The sequence below is a fragment of the Bacillus aquiflavi genome (genome assembly GCF_019915265.1).
GTDB classification, from domain to species: domain Bacteria; phylum Bacillota; class Bacilli; order Bacillales; family Cytobacillaceae; genus Bacillus_BT; species Bacillus_BT aquiflavi.
Genome location: NZ_CP082780.1, coordinates 2,719,435 through 2,736,479 on the forward strand (window position 1 = coordinate 2,719,435; position 17,045 = coordinate 2,736,479).

At 36.0% G+C, this 17,045-nt stretch carries 19 protein-coding genes and 1 pseudogene; 5 read left to right on the top strand and 15 right to left on the bottom strand.

All coding sequences use genetic code 11. The features are described 5' to 3' along the window. Positions 1-2: 2 nt before the first annotated feature. The 5 genes and pseudogenes from dat to K6959_RS13150 all read right to left on the bottom strand — a co-directional run bounded on the left by dat (position 3) and on the right by K6959_RS13150 (position 6,021). Positions 3-860, bottom strand: coding sequence for a D-amino-acid transaminase (gene dat / locus K6959_RS13130; RefSeq protein ID WP_163242363.1), 858 nt, complete (start codon positions 858-860; stop codon positions 3-5). A 36-nt stretch (positions 861-896) separates the two neighbouring features. Beyond that, complete coding sequence (gene pepV, locus K6959_RS13135; RefSeq protein WP_223086725.1) at positions 897-2,312, bottom strand: dipeptidase PepV; 1,416 nt, start codon at positions 2,310-2,312, stop codon at positions 897-899. 210 nt (positions 2,313-2,522) lie between these two features. Continuing rightward, the gene (locus tag K6959_RS13140) at positions 2,523-3,692 is read right to left on the bottom strand and encodes an ABC transporter permease (RefSeq protein WP_163242365.1); all 1,170 of its coding nucleotides are present in this window, start codon (positions 3,690-3,692) and stop codon (positions 2,523-2,525) included. Continuing rightward, positions 3,685-4,398, bottom strand: coding sequence for an ABC transporter ATP-binding protein (locus K6959_RS13145; protein ID WP_163242366.1), 714 nt, complete (start codon positions 4,396-4,398; stop codon positions 3,685-3,687). Before K6959_RS13145 ends, K6959_RS13140 begins: the two co-directional genes overlap by 8 nt. Positions 4,399-4,823: 425 nt before the next feature. Then, positions 4,824-6,021, bottom strand: a pseudogene (locus K6959_RS13150) (IS110 family RNA-guided transposase). Between the two features lie 582 nt (positions 6,022-6,603). Here K6959_RS13150 and K6959_RS13155 point away from each other — a divergent pair. After that, a complete protein-coding gene (locus K6959_RS13155) occupies positions 6,604-6,825 on the top strand; it encodes a DeoR family transcriptional regulator (RefSeq protein WP_163242368.1) in 222 nt (73 codons plus the stop codon). Positions 6,826-6,883: 58 nt separating this feature from the next. Here the strand turns inward: K6959_RS13155 and K6959_RS13160 are convergent, their stop codons facing one another. Next, the gene (locus K6959_RS13160) at positions 6,884-7,597 is read right to left on the bottom strand and encodes a pseudouridine synthase (RefSeq protein ID WP_163242369.1); all 714 of its coding nucleotides are present in this window, start codon (positions 7,595-7,597) and stop codon (positions 6,884-6,886) included. Between the two features lie 112 nt (positions 7,598-7,709). Here K6959_RS13160 and K6959_RS13165 point away from each other — a divergent pair, with 112 nt between their 5' ends. After that, a complete protein-coding gene (locus K6959_RS13165; protein ID WP_163242370.1) occupies positions 7,710-7,919 on the top strand; it encodes a hypothetical protein in 210 nt (69 codons plus the stop codon). A gap of 225 nt (positions 7,920-8,144) precedes the next feature. Here the strand turns inward: K6959_RS13165 and K6959_RS13170 are convergent, their stop codons facing one another. Next, complete coding sequence (locus K6959_RS13170; protein WP_163242371.1) at positions 8,145-9,755, bottom strand: putative polysaccharide biosynthesis protein; 1,611 nt, start codon at positions 9,753-9,755, stop codon at positions 8,145-8,147. Positions 9,756-10,028: 273 nt separating this feature from the next. Between K6959_RS13170 and K6959_RS13175 the strand changes: the two genes are divergently transcribed. Further along, the gene (locus tag K6959_RS13175) at positions 10,029-11,300 is read left to right on the top strand and encodes a BaiN/RdsA family NAD(P)/FAD-dependent oxidoreductase (RefSeq protein ID WP_316252494.1); all 1,272 of its coding nucleotides are present in this window, start codon (positions 10,029-10,031) and stop codon (positions 11,298-11,300) included. Positions 11,301-11,432: 132 nt separating this feature from the next. On the opposite strand, the gene K6959_RS13180 is transcribed toward K6959_RS13175, so the two are convergent. From K6959_RS13180 to K6959_RS13215, 8 genes are all read right to left on the bottom strand, one after another. After that, positions 11,433-11,777 carry a hypothetical protein gene (locus K6959_RS13180; protein WP_163242373.1) on the bottom strand — a complete coding sequence of 115 codons (345 nt, stop codon included), beginning with the start codon at positions 11,775-11,777 and terminating at the stop codon, positions 11,433-11,435. Between the two features lie 13 nt (positions 11,778-11,790). Continuing rightward, on the bottom strand, positions 11,791-12,006 hold the full coding sequence (locus K6959_RS13185) for a hypothetical protein (RefSeq protein ID WP_223086727.1): 216 nt from the start codon (positions 12,004-12,006) through the stop codon (positions 11,791-11,793). Continuing rightward, positions 11,991-13,400 carry a DUF6792 domain-containing protein gene (locus K6959_RS13190; protein ID WP_223086728.1) on the bottom strand — a complete coding sequence of 470 codons (1,410 nt, stop codon included), beginning with the start codon at positions 13,398-13,400 and terminating at the stop codon, positions 11,991-11,993. Before K6959_RS13190 ends, K6959_RS13185 begins: the two co-directional genes overlap by 16 nt. An 18-nt stretch (positions 13,401-13,418) precedes the next feature. Further along, positions 13,419-14,108: a hypothetical protein gene (locus tag K6959_RS13195; RefSeq protein WP_223086730.1), complete on the bottom strand. Its 690-nt coding sequence runs from the start codon at positions 14,106-14,108 to the stop codon at positions 13,419-13,421. A 141-nt stretch (positions 14,109-14,249) separates the two neighbouring features. Beyond that, on the bottom strand, positions 14,250-14,738 hold the full coding sequence (locus K6959_RS13200; RefSeq protein ID WP_223086731.1) for a hypothetical protein: 489 nt from the start codon (positions 14,736-14,738) through the stop codon (positions 14,250-14,252). A gap of 59 nt (positions 14,739-14,797) precedes the next feature. After that, positions 14,798-14,947, bottom strand: coding sequence for a hypothetical protein (locus tag K6959_RS13205; RefSeq protein WP_223086733.1), 150 nt, complete (start codon positions 14,945-14,947; stop codon positions 14,798-14,800). 142 nt (positions 14,948-15,089) lie between these two features. Continuing rightward, positions 15,090-15,698: a hypothetical protein gene (locus K6959_RS13210; RefSeq protein WP_223086734.1), complete on the bottom strand. Its 609-nt coding sequence runs from the start codon at positions 15,696-15,698 to the stop codon at positions 15,090-15,092. Positions 15,699-16,087: 389 nt separating this feature from the next. Continuing rightward, positions 16,088-16,324 (bottom strand): helix-turn-helix transcriptional regulator, encoded by a 237-nt coding sequence (locus tag K6959_RS13215; protein ID WP_163241558.1) that lies wholly within the window; start codon positions 16,322-16,324, stop codon positions 16,088-16,090. 214 nt (positions 16,325-16,538) lie between these two features. Here K6959_RS13215 and K6959_RS19290 point away from each other — a divergent pair, with 214 nt between their 5' ends. Beyond that, a complete protein-coding gene (locus tag K6959_RS19290) occupies positions 16,539-16,700 on the top strand; it encodes a hypothetical protein (protein ID WP_262421793.1) in 162 nt (53 codons plus the stop codon). After that, positions 16,625-16,909 (top strand): helix-turn-helix domain-containing protein, encoded by a 285-nt coding sequence (locus K6959_RS13220; protein WP_262421994.1) that lies wholly within the window; start codon positions 16,625-16,627, stop codon positions 16,907-16,909. Before K6959_RS19290 ends, K6959_RS13220 begins: the two co-directional genes overlap by 76 nt. Positions 16,910-17,045 lie beyond the last annotated feature (136 nt).

Consider the following 17,045-nt stretch of genomic DNA (forward strand, 5'->3'; position numbering starts at 1 on the left):
TCTTATTCTAAGCCCCCGCATTGGTTAATAATTTCTTGTTTAAACAATTGTTGGAGTCGTTTTGTTGTAGATCCAGGTTTTCCAGCCCCAACTGCCTTTCCATCAACTTCAACAATTGGCATTACCTCAACTGTTGTCCCTGTTAAAAATATTTCATCTGCCTGAAATAGATCGTGTAAAGTAAATGTTTTTTCTTCAAATGGAATCCCGTTATTATGACAAAGCTGTAGAACTTGTTGTCTCGTAATTCCATTTAAAATGAAATGATTTGCTGGATGGGTTATGACTTTTCCATTTTTAACAATGGATATATTAGATAAACTTCCTTCTGTTACAATATCGTCGCGATACCCTATTGCCTCAAAACATCCTGCTTCTTTTGCTTTTTGTTTAGCGAGCAAGTTGCCAAGTAAATTTAAGCTTTTAATATCACAACGAAGCCAGCGAATATCTTCATTTGTAATCGTTTTTACACCTGTTTCCATATCCGAAGCAGGGCGGGGAACAGTTCTTGTATAGGCTACATATGTAAGCGGTACATTCGAACTAGGAAAAGCATGACCGCGTGGGGAAACTCCTCTTGTAAACTGTAAGTAAACAGTTCCGAGGCGAAGCTTATTTTGCTCTACCAACTCTTCAAGCTGCTGTCCCATTTCTTCAAGTGTATATGGCAGTTTCATTCCGATTTTTTCAGCACTTTCAATTAGACGATGTAAATGCTCATTTCTAGTAAACATTGTCCCGTTATAAACTCGAATTACTTCATATACACCATCACCAAATTGATATCCTCGATCCTCAATATCAATTTTTGCCTCTTTACGGTTCAATATTTCACCATCTAATATGACGTATTCCATTCTGTACAACTCCTTATGTAGTTTAAATACTTTAAGTTAGCGAGCCAGTTCGTAAATGGCTTGAGCATAAATGGCTGTTGCTTTCAATAAATCATCAATCATTATATATTCATTTTTTTGATGAGCAATATCAAGTCGCCCTGGGAATAGCGGTCCAAAAGCAACTCCAGATTTTAATGAACGAGCATAAGTTCCCCCGCCAATTGAAAGAAGTTCTGCTTTTTCTCCAGTTTGTTCTTCATATACTTTTTTCAAAGTTTGAATGAGAACATTCTCTTCATCAACATAATGAGGCTGCAAATCGGAAAAATGTGTTATTTTAAAATGAGACTTTTCTACTATTTCAGCCAAAATAGTAAACATTTTTTCAGCATCATTTGTCACAGGATAGCGGATACTTAAACCGAGCATACCACCAGCTTTATCCTTATATGACAGTACTCCTGCATTAATCGTAAGCTCGCCAGTAATATGATCGGAAAAAGCGACTCCTAGTTTCCTTCCTCTTGAATCATTCATAAAATATTGAGTAACAAATTGAAAATATTGTGCTGCTTGAGCTTCTAAATCCAACTTAGAGAGGAAAAGACTTAAATATAGCCCTGCATTTTTTCCGTTTTCTGGCTCCATCCCATGAGCAGATACTCCTTCAACTTCTAGAATAAGATCGCCTTTATCAACATAATATTTGCTTTTTAAGGAATGTTCTTTTACAAACTGATCAAATTGTTGAATAATTTCAATCTGATTTCCATCAATATTTAATGAACATGTTGCAAAATCAGGTACCATATTTTTTCTTCTTCCTGCTGAGAAAGAAACGACTTCTATTTCATTCTCTTTCTTTTCGACTTGTACAGGCAGCTGGGCTAACTCAATATCTGCAACTCCCTTTTCGGCATAAATAATAGGAAAATCAGCATCGGGGGCAAAACCCATTGTAGGCATTTCTTCATGTTGGAAATAATGCTCTACACACCGCCATTTACTTTCTTCATCAGTACCAATAATCATTCGAACTCTTTTACTAATAGGTAAACCTAGCTCTTTCACAATTTTCATCCCATAGTAAGCAGCCAATGTAGGTCCTTTATCATCAATCGCACCGCGAGCAAATATTTTTCCATCCCTAATTTCTGCCCCATATGGATCACTTGACCAACCGTCACCTTCTGGAACAACGTCAACATGACATAAAATTCCGATTAATTCTTCCCCTTCGCCAAATTCTAAGTGACCTGCTAAATGGTCTACATTTTTAGCTTTAAATCCGTCTTTTTCACCGAGATTCAGCATAAATTGTAAAGCTTCTTTCACTCCTTCGCCAAGAGGTGCGTCTGGAGTAGCATTCTCTTCATCTAATACACTTTTAATTTTAAGCAGCTGCTGTGTGTCTTCAAGCAAGCTTGTCTTACTTTTTTCTACTTCTTTCATCCAATTGATTTCTTTCACAAATAAATCCCCCTCTAAAAGTGAGTTTGATATCCGTTGACAAACACCCACCTATATTCTATTATTCATTACACTTAGTTGTTAGTCTATGAACTGCTTTCTATTCGTTATCAAGTCTTTACTCAGCGTTTTTCGATTAAAACTATACGTTGAAATGAGATATCCTTATCTTTATCATATAATGAATTTTAATTTATTTACACCTTTCAATTAATGCGGAAGAAAATTTCTGAACATCATTGCTAATATAAAAACAACGAGTAAAATAAATATACCGACTAATAATAATATGATAGTCACCTTCTTTTTAGCAACAAAATAAGCATTTAACTGGCCATACTTTTTTGTTATTGGATGATCTAATAAAATTTTTTCCCAAGCTAGTGAAATCCAAAACAGTAATGCAACAATCCCAAACCCAAATATTAAAATCTTAATCCAAACTGGGGGAATTAATGTGATAGCAGTTGAAGAAACTGCGATAATTTTAAAATAACTGAACAAATATAGTGGGTTGCGGATAAATACTTTTATAAATAGCTCTATTAATCCACTTTCAGGTGTCCTTTTTTTAAAAATTCGCTGTGACCGTCTAAAAAGTAACGGTTTTGTTCTTGTCATCACCTTTGTTTTTTCAACACCATAAGAAAACTGTAAAATAAAACCAATATATTTTATCCTTTCTAACTTTTCAACCATTAAATCTAGATTAAATTCTGAGAGCTTTGCTAAAGTTGGGATGTAAATAAATCCACTAGTCACGATAAAAGTAGTAGCAGCTAAGAAACAAACGAGTACATCTTCGTTCACCCACGCTACATATAAACCTGCTAGAACAAAAGCAAATATAATAAATAGTAATGTATTTATTACTTGTTTTAAAAATCGTCTTTCTATTCTTATTAGTAAACGCTTTAACGTCATCAATAACCATTTTAATGATGTGAATAAAAGGAAATATAGAAAAATTTGAACATTAGACAACTGAAAATGACGGATAAAAAAAGGCAAAAAAATAACTGTAAGCACGCCGATTCCAAGTGCATGAAAGATAAGGGAGTAAACAAATGCAATTTTTTTCACTCCGATAAAAAGCTGCTGATGTTTTATTAAAAATACGATATCAGCATCTAGAATATACGTGCGAAAATGACCAACCCACACTATGAGATAGCCAACTAAAAACAGAGCACTTAATTGAGTATATGTGAGCCATTCTGGTGTTTCAAACCACCAAGAACGATAGATAAATGTGAAGATAACAATGGCCGGAATCACTAAATAAACAATAACTGTCCAATCAAGAACAGTACGAAAGACCCCATATTGAAACTTCCACTCAGCAAATAATCGTTTTAAAAATAATTGCTTGCTAGACATGATGATCCCCTTCAGAAAAAGCATGATAACATTCGTATAGGGAGCCATTTTGTAAACCGCACTGTGTTCTTACTTCATTTAAAGTTCCTTTTGCCGTTAGTTTACCGTTCGTAATAAGCAAAAAGCGATCACATACCTTTTCCGCAGTATCTAACACATGGGTTGACATTAAAATTCCTGCACCTCGTTTGCGCTCTTCTTCTATTACATTCAAAAAGATTTTCATCGCATTTGGATCAAGCCCAATAAAAGGCTCATCAATAATATAGACATCTGGTTTTATTAATAATGATAAAATGAGCATCGCTTTTTGCTGCATACCCTTCGAAAACGTAGTCGGTAATTTATGGGCATGCTGGTCAAGTTTGAACGTTTTTAACAATTCATTCGCACGCTCTTGAAACGCTTGCTCACCAAGTTCTTCAATTGTTGAAATCATATCAAGATGTTCCCAAAGGGTAAGTTCATCATAAAAAATCGGTCTTTCAGGAATATATGAATATTTCACATTTTGTTTAAAGGTAATTCTACCTTCAAGATGACTCATTAAACCAATAATAGATTTTATCGTTGTACTTTTCCCAGCACCGTTCGGTCCAATTAATCCGATCAGCTCTCCAGACTTCACTTCAAACTGTATATTAGAAATAACCATTTTATTTATTTCGTATCCGGCTTGTTTAATATCAACGGTTAATAATACCACCTTTTCCCCTCCTTCAATAAAGTTAAATTATCTCTTGAATACTTACTCATTCTCAAATTTTCATAGAGACTTTATTTACACCTAATTGCTATTGCACCTTAAAGTGGATATAGACAGAATTTTCTTGCATGGTATGGTCCATCCTAACGACCAAACTGGATAAGTTTGGTAAACAAAAGGTATAACCCGCGCGTAAGGTCTCCACACGACTCACGGTCGCTCACCCTCCTATGTCTCTCCGGATCGGGTCCATACATTCCTTCGTCCTGCGTATCCATGAGGTGGAGGCCGGATATGCTCCTCTGCTGGGTCTTATGCCCGAATGGTGTAAATAAACTCCGGCTCTGCGCTATTGGTGTTTGTTTTGAGAATGAAGCAGGTAGTTAAGGAGTTACTTTACTTGTTTCATGCTGCCTGTAACGTTTCTATTTGGGGCAGACCTTGCAATAGTTTGGAACCAAAAATTCACACTGTCTGTTACCGATGACAAACAAGACACGCAACAACTTGCAACACAGGGCAATCAGAGACTGCTGTTTCTTTAAAGGGCGGTCAGGGCGTTTGGTATAGAAATGATGCAGGGCTTTAAAGGTTGGGTTGTGTGCAACCAATGGACGAATCGCCACATACAAGGCCCTTCGAAGCCTGCTTCGGCCTCGCTTGGTGATCCTTGTTTGCCCCTTGAATTTTTCCTGAACTATGTTCACGCAATGACAGCCCTGCCAGGTTTACGAGCTGCTGGGGATGGCTGTACTTCGTGATATCACCCACCTCAGCGAAAAATAAAGCGACTGTGGGTGGGCCCAGGCCTTTGATGACCATCATTTCCTTGGCTCCTGGCATGGTTTCCACCAGGCCTTCCAGTTCTTGATCCAACTGTTCCAATTGTTCATTGTAAAGTTCATACTGCTCAAGCAGACAATCCATTTCACGCCTGGCAAACTGGATGCCATTTTGAACGCCGATGCTCTTCTTTGCTGTCTCCACCAGCTTCGTTGCCTTCTTGATGCCTACGCCCCTTTGGACAAACGGCTTCCATGCCGCAAGCACTTCCTCAGATGTCTTTTCATTGATCTGCAAAGGGAACGGAAACAGCTTTAATGTACAAAGGGCTGCTTTTCCTTTCCAGTCCTTGAAGACATCGAAGAACTCCGGAAAGTAACGTTGGATGACGTTTTGGATACGGCCTTCTGTGATCATAAGCTGTTCGACGAGCTGATCTCTTATTTTGACGCCTTCCCTCAGCTCGGCATAAATACCATCCAAGAGATTGGGTACGGAGTATCGCCCGTCTTTAATCAGCTGTGCAATCACTTTGGCATCTTTCGTATCGTTTTTGGTTGGAGAGTTGTCATCCAGTTCTTTGCTTTTCTTGACATGCATGGGATTGACCAAAACAAAGTCATACCCCTTGGCAGTAAGAAAATAAGCCAGATTCAGCCAGTAATGCCCTGTCGGCTCAACGCCGAAGATCACACGGTCTTTCTCATTCTGTTTCTGGTGGCGTTCCACCCATTGCAGAAGGTTTTGGAAACCGTGGATTCTATTCTCAAAGATTAGGCGCTTGCCAAACTCAATGCCTCTGTCATCCTGAGCGCGTGCGACATGCTTGTCTTTGGCAATATCAATGCCAATAATCAGAGTTGATGGTGTGATTTGCGAGATCTTTTGATTTTGCGTATAATTCATTTTGAGTCCTCCTTGGGTATCAATTAAGGGTCCCTTTTGCTGATCAGCTTGGGACACCTCGTATCATACCAAGGGGGCTCTTTTTTGTGCAATCCTCAAATTTCCTTAATTACAGGAATGCTCCTCTACTTATCTTATACGAAGAAATAGATCAAAAAGGTTCACTCTTCAAAAAAGAATATTTTTATTTTCTTATCCTACATATATTCCACCTTTTATCCATATGATAGATTAACAAAAAAGGTAGCTAAAAACACCTTCATGACCCTTTCATACAAAATAAGGGTTACAAAACGACTAGCTTTTTTTCGTAAATTAGTTTATAATTGTGGCAATTTAATTCAATTAAGTGTAAAATGTACTAGAGGTATGACATCCTGGAGCCATTCTGCAAGGAACAATCTATAAAGGAGTTGTCTGCGGAAAAGAAAACTGACATGTTGTTGAAGATCGATTTTTTAAAGGTCTGTTGTAGGATTATGCCAATGGTTTGAAAAAAGGATAGGGAGTGGTTTTTTGAAACCTTCAACTAACCGGATGTTAAACCGTATCAAATCCGTCTACATGTTTATTCAAAAAAATGGAACCGTGACGACGCAGGAGCTTGTAGAGGAATTTGGTATCACTCCTCGTACGATACAAAGGGATCTAAACGTCTTGGCTTATAATGATTTAGTTCAAAGCCCCAGCCGAGGCAAATGGACAACAACAAAAAGAAAAGTTAAGATGTCATCTTAAAATCACTAAAACAAACAGACATATAAAAAACGGGTGTGGAATCTAAACACCCGTTTTTCTATACTTGTTGGTTTAACATTTTAACTTCTTGATCTGTTAATTCTCGATATTCCCCGAGAAGAAGTGTATCATCAAGCTTTAACGAACACATAGATAATCGTTTTAAATAAATTACACGTTTTCCGACGGCTTGAAACATTCTTTTTACTTGATGAAACTTTCCTTCTGTTATCGTTAATTCTATTTCCGAGCGAACTCCTGACTTTATAATCGTTAACTTCCCAGGCTTTGTCTTATAACCATCATCAAGAACTACTCCTTTATTAAATGCATTTACATCCGTTGAATTTACTTCACCATCAATAATTGCATAATATGTTTTCGGAACATTTTTTTTTGGTGCTAAAAGTTTATGAGCAAGTTGGCCATCGTTTGTTAAAAGCAGTAAACCTTCCGTGTCCTTATCGAGCCGGCCTACTGGGAATGGCTGAAACACTAATTCCTCTGGCTGCAATAAATCGATCACTGTATCTTCAACAGCATCTTCTGTTGCTGAAATAAAACCTGGCGGCTTATTCATCATTAAATAAATAAACTCTTTATACTCAATTACATCACCAAGTAGCGTCACGACATCTTTATTAGGGTCTACATGCTGTTTCCCGTCTTTAACAATAGAATCATTAACCTTCACTATACCTTCTTTCAGCAGCTTCTTTACTTCTTTTCGACTGCCATAACCTAAATTAGCAAGCATTTTATCTATTCGCATTATTTGTTCCTCCGAAAATAACTAGTCCGATGGGCGGATGCCCGTTACCTAGATCGTTATTTTACATAGACTATTATCATTACACATTACTTATATACAGGAGCTGATCAACATGAATTACCGGCAGCAACAAGGACAATTTTACCCTCCCCCTGGATTTCCACCACCAGGCTACCCAGGAGGCGGGACAGAACAGCGCTTAGAACGGCTTGAGCGGCAAGTAAATCGATTTAATCGCCAGTTAGATCGGTTAGACCGCCGTGTTCAACGCCTTGAACGTCGCTTTGGAATGACCGATTATTATTCTGATATGAGTTATTGACTATACAATCTTTCACCTTAAATATTGACTTTATCTGCAAACTGAAACGGTCTTTACAAAGACCGTTTCAGACTGTTGACAAACGCTCGCATTCTATGTTATTTGCACTTCGTCGAAGCTCATGAACGATATGTTCTTTCGCTTCTGCTTCGACTGACAAGTGTTTTCAACCAGTCTGAGAATTTCTTTTGACTACAATCTCAGTCATTTTTTAGGGCGTCCATTTTAAAAAGGCAAACGTAATTTCTTTCGTAAACGATCTGCTCTTTCTCCAAATAAAACATTCATAAGCTGCGTTCGAAAACTTAAATAAAAGTAAATTCCAGCCCCGACAACTGCGCAAATGATGATAATAATAAGCGACTCCATTCTAGTATCTGGTGTCAATACGAATCCAAGCAATTTATAAACGATTGCTGCTCCTATAAACATCAAAAATGTAAAAAAACTAATTAGCAAGCTACGATGAATAACCAGCCGGAATGAATAACGGGCAAACAGTTTAATGACAATAATATTAATGATTACTGCAGCTAAATACCCTAATGCAGTTGCATACACTGCCCCTTTTGTTTCAAATATTTTAATAAGCGGTATATTTAAACTTAGCTTAATTAAAAGGCCAACTAATAAACTTAAAATTGTAAAGCGTTGCTCATTAATTCCTTGTAAAATGGCTGCAGTGACCGAAAAGAATGCAAATAAGATGGCAACCGGAGCATAAACTTGCAACACATCTGCCCCTAATTGATTATGACCATAAAACACTGTATAGGTCGGTTCTGCCAATAGTGAAATTCCTACAACAGCAGGGAGCGTTAAAAATAATACAACTTGAAATGTTTGGTTAAGCTGACTCGTCATGCTTTGCCGGTCTCTTTCTGTAAACGCTTTTGTTACACTTGGAATGAGCGTTAACGAAAATGCAGTTGCCAATGAAACAGGGATGATCACAAGCTTATGTGTGTCAAAATTAATAATCCCTAAACTCGTATCCGATTGTGCCGCTAATCCAATGGCTGACATTGCACGGTTAAAGGTAAATTGATCAATCAATTGAAAGAGCGGATTAGCTATTCCAACAATGACAAATGGAATAGAATACTGGATGATTTCCCAATAAATATCTTTTAAAGAAATGTCCATTGTCCCTTTATCTTTTTTTAACAGTTGATCAAAATAAGGCTTTCGCTTAAGCCAGTACCAGATAAGCACAATAAGGCCGCCAGCAGCTCCAATAAATGCTGCAAACGTTGCGACACTAATCGCTGATACGATATCTCCGTCCATGATCTTTAAAACAACAAACGCACCAATGAGGACGAATCCAATTCGAATAATTTGCTCAACAACTTGCGAAACAGCCGAAGGACCCATCGATTCATGCCCTTGAAAAAAGCCGCGAATTAAACTCATAACTGGAACAAGTATTAACGCAAAACTAACCGATCGAATGACCGTTACTACATCTTCAACTTTTGTCGTTTGATCTGTATCAACTATTATTTCCGGTGCTACAATAGGTGCGAGCATGTATAAAACGAGAAATGAAACTACCCCGGTAATAGTCATTATGAGCAATCCAGATTTAAACAACTTTCTGCCAACTGCATATTCGCCTAGTGTATTATATTTTGAAATATACTTCGAGACAGCTAAAGGAACACCCGCGGTTGCGATGCTAATAAAAATCGTATATGGAACATAAGCATATGTATATAACACAGCATCTCCGACAAGCGCTTTAAACGGTATAACATAAAAGAGTCCTAGTATTTTTGAAATAATCGTGGCTAACGTTAATATAAACGTTCCTCTTAACAACTTTGAAGACATCTAGATCCCATCCTAAACAAAATTCCCCAACTTTTTTATTTTACTATTTGTAGTTTACCGCTAAATAACGTATTGTGCCACCTTCTTTATTCTTATAAAAACACTTATTTTCTTTTGTAATGAAAGAAAGATGGTCTATAATCAAATTAGTTTCCAAAGAAAAGCGTTCAGAACAATAAAAACAAAGGAATAAATAATAAATTTGGTGAAAAGCTTTCAGCTTACTAATCGACAACTATTTTCTATAATAAAAAAATTAAAGTTGGTGGTTTTATGATATATGATGTAATCGTTGTTGGCGGGGGGCCTTCAGGCTTAATGGCAGCAATCGGGGCAGCAGAAAAAGGAGCAAAAGTCTTACTCGTCGATAAAGGGGATAAGCTTGGCCGTAAACTTGCAATTTCAGGCGGTGGTCGCTGTAATGTGACGAACCGATTGCCTGTTGATGAGATCATTAAACACATTCCAGGAAACGGTCGATTTTTATACAGCGCTTTTTCAATCTTTAATAACGAAGATATTATTTACTTTTTTGAAAAAATTGGCATCAAATTAAAAGAAGAAGACCACGGGAGAATGTTCCCTGCTACAGACAAGGCTCAGTCGGTCGTAGATGCTTTATTAAACCAATTAAATGATTTAAGCGTAACGATTTGGACAAACAGCCCTGTCAAAACAATCGACTTTGCTAGTAAACAAATAAAGTCGGTCATACTTAAAGACAAACAAATAGTGAACACATCAGCACTCGTTATTGCCGTCGGTGGTAAATCTGTTCCGCATAGCGGATCAACAGGCGACGGCTATGCATGGGCAAAAAAAGCTGGCCATACGATTACCGATTTATTTCCGACAGAAGTCCCGCTTACTTCAGCAGAAACATTTATTCAAGATAGAAGGTTACAAGGCTTGTCATTAAGAAATATCGCTTTATCTGTTCTTAACCAAAAAGGAAAAATACTTGTTACTCACAAAATGGATATGATTTTCACTCATTTTGGTATCAGTGGCCCCGCCGTTCTTCGTTGTAGCCAATTTGTCGTGAAAGAAATGAAAAAACGAAAGCTTTCAGAAGTTGTAATGAGCCTTGATTCCTTGCCTAACATGAATGAAGAACAACTGTTTAAAAAAATGATTCTACTGATGAAAGCAGAGCCAAAAAAAGGAATGAAAAATTTATTAAAAGGACTTCTTCCAGAACGTTATTTATTATTTTTACTAGAAGAAAATCAAATCGATCCTTTAATGAAAGGAAGCGCGATTTCTCACGATAAACTCCGAAAATTTGCACAAAGCTGTAAACAATTTAAGTTTAAAGTGAATGGAACGTTACCAATAGAAAAGGCATTTGTCACTGGTGGCGGTGTATCAATAAAAGAAATTCAACCACAAACAATGGAATCAAAATTAGTAGCAGGACTGTATTTTTGTGGTGAAATATTAGATATTCATGGTTATACAGGCGGCTTCAATATTACATCTGCCCTTGTCACTGGCCATCTTGCTGGGGTGAATGCTGCACATTATGCATTAACTAGCTGCTAATGGTATTCACGTGTTGTTTGTTTCATATCGGAGCTTTTAATCTTTATTTTTAGCTTATTCGTTCTCGCAATATGAAACGAAAAAGAAAGTCCGCTTTCTCCTTCGTTCCGATATCGTCTTTATGAACAAATATTATCGTGAAGTTTCTATCGGAACGAGCTCTGTTTCATATTGATATTCTTGGTTCACTGTATCTTGAAGCTGTTGTTGAAAATAACGAATTAACTGTGACATTTTCGCTTCATTCGAACTATGCAACGAGAGCATCATTTCTTTTTCGTCGTAAAGACGAGCGGTAAATTCCTGACGAAACTTGCCTTTGAACCCAGATGACTTTGTCGTGTATCCTTTATTAAAAAAATGATCATTTTGATTTTCGATTGCTGACAAATAATTTTTTAATGCTTTTTCAGCATCCATGACAGACTCTTCAACAAAGTGATGTAATTGTAACTGGACAAAACCTCGATTCACCATGACTGTCTTCTTTCTAAATGGGTATCAAATAATAGGGCAATACGCTCATCTGTTTCCGCCAACTTTTTTTAATTCCGTCTTTATATTTTTCTAAAAACTCTTTTTGGCGATTCGTTTCTAACCGAATCCCTGCAATCACTTCATCAAAAAGCATCGTAATATTTGGTGCAAGCTGTGGTCTTGGACGATCTAAAAAGCGAAAATTCGAATATTTTACATGATATTGCACATCGACCGTATAGCGGTCAGATGATGATAAAAATGCTTCTGGATTCTCTTCAATTTCAGCCACTGCTGTGTTGTATATGTCACATGTCTTTGATAACTTTCGACAATATACGTTTGAAAGACACGTTCCATTGCTGGAATTGTTTCCTCTTTTCCAAACAAAAGCGAATAACCTTCGCTATAAAAGCGATAGGCAGCATCAAGGTTAATCTCAATTTCTCCGCCATCAATATCCGCCACTTTTATCATTAGCTCGTTGTTCACAATTTTTTGCTGCGATTGTTTCGCGATTTGTGCAATCACGACATCCATTGCATGACCTGTCAAATCGATTCCTTCAAAGTCATCAATTAAATGACCAATCCTTCGCTCAAAATCATTATGGAATAATGATGGAAGAGCTGCCGCAACGAAGCCTGATTTTGCGAAGAATGCTATTTCAGGATAAGATAAACCTTTCACTTGATTCGCCCGATCTAGTATAGACACAATCATTCCCGTTAAATCCGGATACTTGGCGGCTAAGTCTACTGGTCTGCCTACTTTCGAATCAGAATCAAATGTAACGACATTCATCTTATTCGTTAACCGATAAGCATAAGGAAGCGTTAAATTCGTTAACAAATCTTCCTCATTTCGATAGTAAGTGATTTTACTAGCATAGCTGCCTAGCTCTTTGTCGAGAATTGAATATAATTCAGATGGTTTAATTTTGTAAATATCGTGTTCGTCGGCTAAAATACCATATTTATCCTCTATAATTTTTCTTATTTTATCATGCATTCTAACGATAGTGTAAATATTCATTGGGGCATCGTTATACACATTTACATCTGTAAACAAATCCCCGCTCGTCACCATTAATGTTTGCCCTTGATTTCCGCCTAACGAATGAGCATCTAAAAAGAAAACTGGTTTAGTTAGTAAATTTTTTTCATTTACTTTTTGAATCACTTTGTCTTTAAAATCTTGATTATCCTCAATTTGCGATTGATCGTCACCTAACAGCACTTCATAAGCGTCTGTATATATATCTTCATTTCCGCTAAAAACTATTTCTTTTAAATTTTCAGGATTTTGTTTATAATTCTTTAACGTTTTAAACCATTTTTCGCCTAATTCCGCAAATTTACTTAAGTCCCCTTCTGTACCGCGGTTTATAACATAAACTTCATTAATCGCTTGCTTGTCATCAAAAAAGTGGATTGCCGTCCCGTTAAAGCCAGACTCTTCGCCAATTTGCAATTTATCTGAATGAATAATCTCAAATGGCGGCGGCAATTGTCCGTACTCTTCAATATAAAACTTTTCCACTGTTTCTTTCGTTAAACCATCATATTCCGCACTCGTTAATCTCGCCCGAACGAGTTCACCTAATACGCCTTCCTGCTTCATTTATTCCACCTCGCCAACTTACTTAAATTGAATACTTTCAAGCATTTTTAATGCCATTGCTTTTTCTTTATCAAAGTCAATTTCACATTTTTCACTGCTATCAAAACATTTTTGTCTTAAATTGAAATAGAGCGATTGTTTTGAATGATTATCTGTAATAAATCCATATAAGAAAAAATTTGTATTTATATTGCCACCCTCAGCTTCATAATTATCAATATTTTCCGCATAGTAAACTGTTTTGTTGTCATCTTTTATCTTTTCAATTTTCGTATCACTTGGAGCATTTATTTTTTTTAACATATTCCTTAATCTACTATCAACAATTACATTTCCATCTGGTTTTAAAAAAAGTTTAATTCCTTTAAGGAATTTATCTTTTTTCAAATGAGTATCACCTAAGCGAAGATATATATTTTCTGTATTTATATCCCCTGATCCTCTCCCTTTTTTACGATAATATGATTCTTTTTCAATCACATAATTTGATGGAAATATCATCGTATATTTTCCCGTTCCTGATTCAAATAAGTGAAAGCCTTCTGGTGCTTCGCCGTCTTTTAATAAAAACTCACGCGTAAATTGATCTTGAAACGCGGGTGTATCTGGTGTTGTCCATTTGTTCACAGCAAAAATCACTCCTATCATAATGAAGCTAACAATGATTAATGAGAGGATTATTTTTCGTGTTGTCCACGTAAATGCCATCGTGCCACTCCTTGCTTGAAAAAAGTTGATTGATAAACAATATCAAAATAATAATCTTACATAATAGTTTTAATATAACAAATGGATTAATATGTTACAAGATGGTTTATGTATCATTTAATGTCAGATCATCTCATTATTTTACTTAAATTGAATACTTTCAAGCATTTTTAATGCCATCGCTTTTTCTTTATCAAAGTCAATTTCACATTTTTTCTCGTTACTGTAGAAACATTTATGTCTTAAATCAAAATAAAGTGCTTGTTTTGAACGGTTATCTGTAATAAACCCATACAAGTAAAAAGATGTATCTGTACTGCCATCTTCGAATGTATAATCATCAATATTTTCCGCATAATATACCGTTTTGTTGTCATCCTTTATCGTTTCAATTTTCGTATCACTTGGAGCATTTATTTGTTCTAACAGGATTTTCAAATCGGCGTCTATTAATACATTTCCATCTGGTTTTAAAAAGAGATTAATTCCTTTAATTTTTGTTGATTTTTTTTTCGGGTGAATACCGTCCTGATGAAGATACACATTCTCTGTATTGATAACCCCTGAACTTCGGCCTTTTTTACGATAATAAGATGATTCTTCAACGACATAATTAGTTGGAAATATCATCGTATATTTTCCCGTTCCTGATTCAAATAAGTGAAAGCCTTCTGGTGCTTCGCCGTCTTTTAATAAAAAAACTCACGCGTAAATTGATCTTGAAACGCGGGTGTATCTGGTGTTGTCCATTTGTTCACAGCAAAAATCACTCCTATCATAATGAAGCTAACAATGATTAATGAGAGGATTATTTTTCGTGTTGTCCACGTAAATGCCATCGTGCCACTCCTTGCTTGAAAAAAGTTGATTGATAAACAATATCAAAATAATAATCTTACATAATAGGTTTAATATAACAAATGGATTAATATGTTACAAGATGGTTTATGTATCATTTTAATGTCAGATCATCTCATTATTTTACTTAAATTGAACACTTTCAAGCATTTTTAATGCCATCGCTTTTTCTTTATCAAAGTCAATTTCACATTTTTCATTGCTATCAAAACATTTTTGTCTTAAATTAAAATAAAGTGCTTGTTTTGAACGGTTATCTGTAATAAGCCCGTATAAGAAAAAGGTTGTATTGATACTGCCATCTTCAGCTTCATAGTCACTAATATTTTCCGCATAATATACCGTTTTGTTGTCATCCTTTATCGTTTCAATTTTCGTATCACTTGGAGCATTTATTTTTTTTAACATCACTCTTAAAGCTGCATCGACTAATACATTTCCATCTGGTTTTAAAAACAGATTAATTCCTTTAATTTGTTGATTTTTTTTCGGATGAACACCGTCCTGATGAAGATATACATTCTCTGTATTGATAACCCCTGAACCCCGGCCTTTTTTACGATAATAAGATGATTCTTCAACGACATAGTTAGCTGGAAATATCATCGTATATTTTCCCGTTCCTGATTCAAATAAATGAAAGCCTTCTGGTGCTTCGCCGTCTTTTAAAAAAAACTCACGCGTAAATTCATCTTGATACGCGGGTGTATCTGGTGTTGTCCATTTGTTCACAGCAAAAATCACTCCTATTATAATGAAGCTAATGGAAGAGCTATTACAAATCCAAAGAGAACTACAATCTACGTTTTTATAGCATTAGCGATTACCACTTATTACTTGGAGTTTTCTATTGGAACGAGCTTGTTTCACGCTTAGTTAGATGTAAAAATGGGGAAAAAAACAAAAATAAAAGTGCTGCAATTAATTGCACCTCTCATCGTACCTTTTTTATCTATTGACGTTACCCCCAATGATTAAATTGCTTTTTCCGTCTTTACCTAACCTTTTTCTCCGATTTTTTACTATTTTGACTTATGCAAAATATCGATCCACCATCATGCTGCTCCTTGTTTAAAAATCATCTTTTTTTGACCCCATATATTCCTTTTCATTCATATTCATCAAACTACCTTTTGCGTATTCTTTTTATTTCGACCCTCTAAGGAACGTTCATTTTCAAAAAAAATGGTCCATTCGCAATCAAAAAAGTTCGCAATTCGCTTTGCTACTGGAACTGTCGGCGTTTTTGTTCCATTTTCTATATGTGTGTAGTAGCTTCTTGAAATTTTACATTGTTCTGCAATATCTTCTTGGGTTAATGACTTGTTTATTCGAATTTTTTTCATCCAAGCTCTCAAGATGCCCACCTCCGGTTTGTTCTCTAAAGTAACGTAATCTACTTTTATTATAAGTTCCCTATAGGGACTCGTCAATATCAAACGATGCTTTATGGAGCTTTTTTTGAAAGTTTCTCTCAGTAACATTACAATATGTATAAGCGAAATCTTAATGCAGGAGTTCGCTAACTGTTGGTTAGTGTAAAGCCTCTTGCGTATAGAATGGTGTGATAACATGGATATATTAGCGAAACGTTTAAAAGCACTTCGAGCGGAAGCAAAGGCAAAAGATAAACGATTCACACAAGAATATGTTGGCAAATTAATTGGTGTGTTGCACGTACAACATATACCGCCTATGAAAACGGCACAAAAGAACCATCGCTTGAAACAGTGAATAAACTCGCTGATATTTTTAACGTAACAACTGATTATTTACAAGGGCGAACTGATATAAGAAACTTTCAACAAATAAACGAAGAAAAAGCAAAGTTTATTATAAACGACCCAGAATTAAAACGCTGGTACAATGAACTTCCCGAAATCGGTGAAGAAGAATTGAAAAAGCTGCATAAGGTTTGGAAAATTTTAAAAAACGAAGAATAAGTTGCGTTCATAAAAAGGACATGATCCTGTGGCGATCATGTCCTTTTATTTTCTAATTAAACTTTTTCTTCGTTCTTAAACATATTTAGAAATAAAAATCGATACGTAATAAAAGTAAACAGTATAACAAAGCCAA

Coding starts and splice junctions, on each gene's coding strand:
- dat (WP_163242363.1), bottom strand. CDS start 860: ATGGAATACGTCATATTAGATGGTGAAATATTGAACCGTAAAGAGGCA.
- K6959_RS13140 (WP_163242365.1), bottom strand. CDS start 3,692: ATGTCTAGCAAGCAATTATTTTTAAAACGATTATTTGCTGAGTGGAAG.
- K6959_RS13160 (WP_163242369.1), bottom strand. CDS start 7,597: ATGCGAATAGATAAAATGCTTGCTAATTTAGGTTATGGCAGTCGAAAA.
- K6959_RS13165 (WP_163242370.1), top strand. CDS start 7,710: ATGAATTACCGGCAGCAACAAGGACAATTTTACCCTCCCCCTGGATTT.
- K6959_RS13170 (WP_163242371.1), bottom strand. CDS start 9,755: ATGTCTTCAAAGTTGTTAAGAGGAACGTTTATATTAACGTTAGCCACG.
- K6959_RS13175 (WP_316252494.1), top strand. CDS start 10,029: ATGATATATGATGTAATCGTTGTTGGCGGGGGGCCTTCAGGCTTAATG.
- K6959_RS13180 (WP_163242373.1), bottom strand. CDS start 11,777: ATGGTGAATCGAGGTTTTGTCCAGTTACAATTACATCACTTTGTTGAA.
- K6959_RS13190 (WP_223086728.1), bottom strand. CDS start 13,400: ATGAAGCAGGAAGGCGTATTAGGTGAACTCGTTCGGGCGAGATTAACG.
- K6959_RS13195 (WP_223086730.1), bottom strand. CDS start 14,108: ATGGCATTTACGTGGACAACACGAAAAATAATCCTCTCATTAATCATT.
- K6959_RS13200 (WP_223086731.1), bottom strand. CDS start 14,738: ATGATATTTCCAACTAATTATGTCGTTGAAGAATCATCTTATTATCGT.
- K6959_RS13205 (WP_223086733.1), bottom strand. CDS start 14,947: ATGGCATTTACGTGGACAACACGAAAAATAATCCTCTCATTAATCATT.
- K6959_RS19290 (WP_262421793.1), top strand. CDS start 16,539: ATGGATATATTAGCGAAACGTTTAAAAGCACTTCGAGCGGAAGCAAAG.